The sequence below is a fragment of the Kitasatospora sp. NPDC057512 genome, assembly GCF_042802135.1.
In the GTDB taxonomy this organism is placed as follows: Bacteria; Actinomycetota; Actinomycetes; order Streptomycetales; family Streptomycetaceae; genus Kitasatospora.
Map to the genome: position 1 here is coordinate 1 of NZ_JBHVET010000856.1, position 3,238 is coordinate 3,238.

Genomic DNA, 3,238 nt, shown 5'->3' on the forward strand with positions numbered 1-3,238 from the left:
GCCTCTCGCGTCTGTGCGGGGACCTCAGGCCGTGGCGTCGGCCGGGGCGCTCCCCGGAGCGTTCTCCGGGAAGTGGCACGCCACCTGGTGCCCGGTCTTGAGCGCCACCAGCGGCGGCTCCTGGCTCGCGCACACGTCCTGCGCCTTCCAGCACCGGGTGCGGAAGCGGCAGCCGCTGGGCGGGTTGATCGGCGAGGGGACGTCGCCCTTGAGCAGGATCCGGTCGCGGCCCGCGCGCTGGCGGCGGCGCGGGTCCGGGACGGGCACGGCGGACATCAGCGCGCTGGTGTACGGGTGCATCGGGCTGCGGTAGAGCGAGTCCCGGTCGGCGATCTCCACGATCTTGCCGAGGTACATCACCGCGACCCGGTCCGAGACGTGCCGAACCACCGAGAGGTCGTGCGCGATGATCAGGTAGGTCAGCCCGAGCTCCTGCTGGAGGTCGTCCAGCAGGTTGACCACCTGCGCCTGGATCGAGACGTCCAGCGCGGAGACCGGCTCGTCCGCGATGATCATCTTCGGCTTCAGTGCGAGCGCCCGGGCGATGCCGATGCGCTGGCGCTGGCCGCCGGAGAACTCGTGCGGGTAGCGGTTGTAGTGCTCGGGGCTGAGCCCGCACAGCTCCAGCAGGTCCTGGACGGCCTTCTTGAGGCCGCCCTCGGGCACCGCGTTCTGGAGCCGGAACGGCGCGCCGACGATGGTGCCGACGGTGTGCCGGGGGTTCAGCGAGGAGTACGGGTCCTGGAAGATCATCTGGATGTCGCGGCGCAGCGGCCGCATCGCCCCGACGCTCAGGTGGCTGATGTCGGTGCCCTCGAACTCGATGGTCCCGCCGGTCGGTTCGTCGAGCCGGGTGACCAGTCGCCCCATGGTCGACTTGCCGCAGCCGGACTCGCCCACGACGCCCAGCGTCTCGCCGGCGTTGACCGTGAAGTCGATGCCGTCGACGGCCCGCACCGCGCCGGTCTGGCGCCGCAGCAGCCCGCCGCGGATCGGGAAGTGCCGGGTCAGGCCGGCCACCTTCAGCAGCGGCTCACGGCCGGGGGCGGGTGCCGACCGCGGGGTCGGAGCCGCCTGAGTGTCCGTCATCGGTTCTCTCCAGAAAGGTGGTACGAGGCCGGGCTCACAGCCGGGGCGCGATCTCTTCGGCGAAGATGCGGTGCCGCTCGTCGGCCGCCAGGTGGCAGGCCGCGAAGTGCCCGGGCACGGCCTCGGCCAGTGCCGGGACCTCGCTCGTGGAGCGCCCGTCGGTCAGGTCCGCGTACGGGCAGCGCGGGTGGAAGGCGCAGCCGGACGGCACGTTGATCAGGCTGGGCGGGGTGCCCTTGACCGGCACCAGCCGGTCCTGGAGCTCCCGGTCCAGTCGCGGCATCGAGCCCAGCAGGCCCCAGGTGTACGGGTGTTCGGGCGCGTCGAAGAGGGTCTCGGCCGGGCCGCGCTCGACGCACTTGCCGCCGTACATGACCAGGATGTCGTCGGCGAGTTCGGCGACCACCCCGAGGTCGTGGGTGATGATGATGACCGCGGAGCCGAACTCCTCCTGGAGGTCGCGGATGAGGTCCAGGATCTGCGCCTGGACGGTGACGTCCAGGGCGGTGGTGGGCTCGTCGGCGATCAGCAGCGAGGGGTCGTTGACCAGCGCCATGGCGATCATCGCGCGCTGGCGCATGCCGCCGGAGAACTGGTGCGGGTAGTCGTCCACCCGGCGGTCCGGCTGCGGGATGCCGACCCGGTCGAGCATCTCGACCGCGCGGGTCCGGGCCTGCTTCCTGGTGGCCTGGGGGTGGTGCACCCGGTAGGCCTCGACGATCTGCTGCCCCACCGTGTAGTAGGGGTGCATCGCGGTCAGCGGGTCCTGGAAGATCATCGCCAGTTCGCGGCCCCGCAGTTGGCGCACCCGGTCCGGGCCGGCCGCGATCAGGTCCTCGCCGTTCAGCCGGATCTCGCCGCTGATCCGGGCCCGCTTGGAGCGGTGCAGGCCCATGATGCCCAGCGAGGTGACGGACTTGCCGGAGCCGGACTCGCCGACGATGCCGAGGGTGCGCCCCTTGTGCAGGTCGAAGCTGACCCCGTCCACCGAGCGGACCAGGCCGTCGTCGGTGTCGAAGTGGATCCGCAGGTCGCGCACGGAGAGGAAGGGATCGCCGGTCGGGGCCGGCCCGGCGCCCGCCGGGTTCTTCTGGAGGTCGGTCACGAGAGCCTCACCCGGGGGTCGACGAGGGCGTACAGGAGGTCGACCACGAGGTTGCAGGCGACGATGAAGAAGGCGGCGAGCAGGGTGACGCCGAGGATCTTGGGCAGGTCGTTGTCGGAGATCGCCTGGACGGCGAACTGGCCGACGCCCTGGAGCGAGAAGACCTGCTCGGTGATCAGCGCGCCGCCGAGCAGCAGCCCGAGGTCCATGCCGAAGATCGTGACGATCGGGGTGAGCGCGGCGCGCAGCCCGTGTCGGGCGACGACCTTGCGCTCGACCAGACCCTTGGCCCGGGCGGTGCGGATGTAGTCCTCGCTCATGGTCTCCAGCATCCCGGCGCGGGTGAGCCGGGCGTAGAGCGCGGAGTAGAGGAAGGCCAGCGAGATCCACGGCAGGATCAGGTTGCGGGCCCACATCAGCGGGTTGTCGGTGAAGTCGACGTAGTGCAGGTTGTCCAGGATCGGCCACTCGTAGCTGAACAGCGTGAGCAGCAGCGCGCCGGTGAAGAAGACCGGCAGCGAGACGCCGGCGAGCGCGACGCCCATGGAGAGCCGGTCGAAGATCGAGCGCGGCTTCAGGGCGGAGACGACGCCGGTGGCGACGCCGGAGACCAGCCAGAGCACCGCCGCGCCGGCGGCGAGCGAGATGGTGGTCGGGATCCGCTTGGTCAGCTCGGGCCAGACCTCCAGGTGGTTCTTGAAGGAGTAGCCGAAGCAGGGCACGTGACAGGTGGCCGGTTCCGGCCCGAAGTGGTACTCGGCGCCGCTGACCAGCCCCTTGAGGAAGTTCCAGTACTGGGTGTACAGCGGCTGGTCGAGGCCGAGGTTCTGCTTGACCGCCGCGATCGCTTCCGGCGACGGGGTCTTCCCGATGTACTGGGCGGCCAGTTGGTCGGCCGTCTCGCCCGCGAGGCGCGGGAGCAGGAAGAAGATCGCGAAGGTGACCGCGCTGACGACCAGCAGCAAAATCGCCGCCGCGAAGATCCTGCGGATGATGTAGGCAAACACAGTTGGGCGGCTCCGGCGGCCGCCGCCGTCCGGGATC

At 70.7% G+C, this 3,238-nt stretch carries 3 protein-coding genes; all 3 read right to left on the reverse strand.

Annotated features, from left to right (window positions below):
• Nucleotides 1–24: 24 nt before the first annotated feature.
• From ACFU6K_RS34805 to ACFU6K_RS34815, 3 genes are read right to left on the reverse strand one after another with little or no spacing between them, the layout of a single operon-like run.
• Nucleotides 25–1,089: an ABC transporter ATP-binding protein gene (locus ACFU6K_RS34805; RefSeq protein ID WP_380669976.1), complete on the reverse strand. Its 1,065-nt coding sequence runs from the start codon at nucleotides 1,087–1,089 to the stop codon at nucleotides 25–27.
• A gap of 34 nt (nucleotides 1,090–1,123) precedes the next feature.
• Nucleotides 1,124–2,194 carry an ABC transporter ATP-binding protein gene (locus ACFU6K_RS34810; RefSeq protein ID WP_380669978.1) on the reverse strand — a complete coding sequence of 357 codons (1,071 nt, stop codon included), beginning with the start codon at nucleotides 2,192–2,194 and terminating at the stop codon, nucleotides 1,124–1,126.
• Nucleotides 2,191–3,201 (reverse strand): ABC transporter permease, encoded by a 1,011-nt coding sequence (locus ACFU6K_RS34815; RefSeq protein WP_380669980.1) that lies wholly within the window; start codon nucleotides 3,199–3,201, stop codon nucleotides 2,191–2,193. The genes ACFU6K_RS34810 and ACFU6K_RS34815 overlap by 4 nt, the downstream gene beginning before the upstream one ends.
• Between the last annotated feature and the right edge of the window lie 37 nt (nucleotides 3,202–3,238).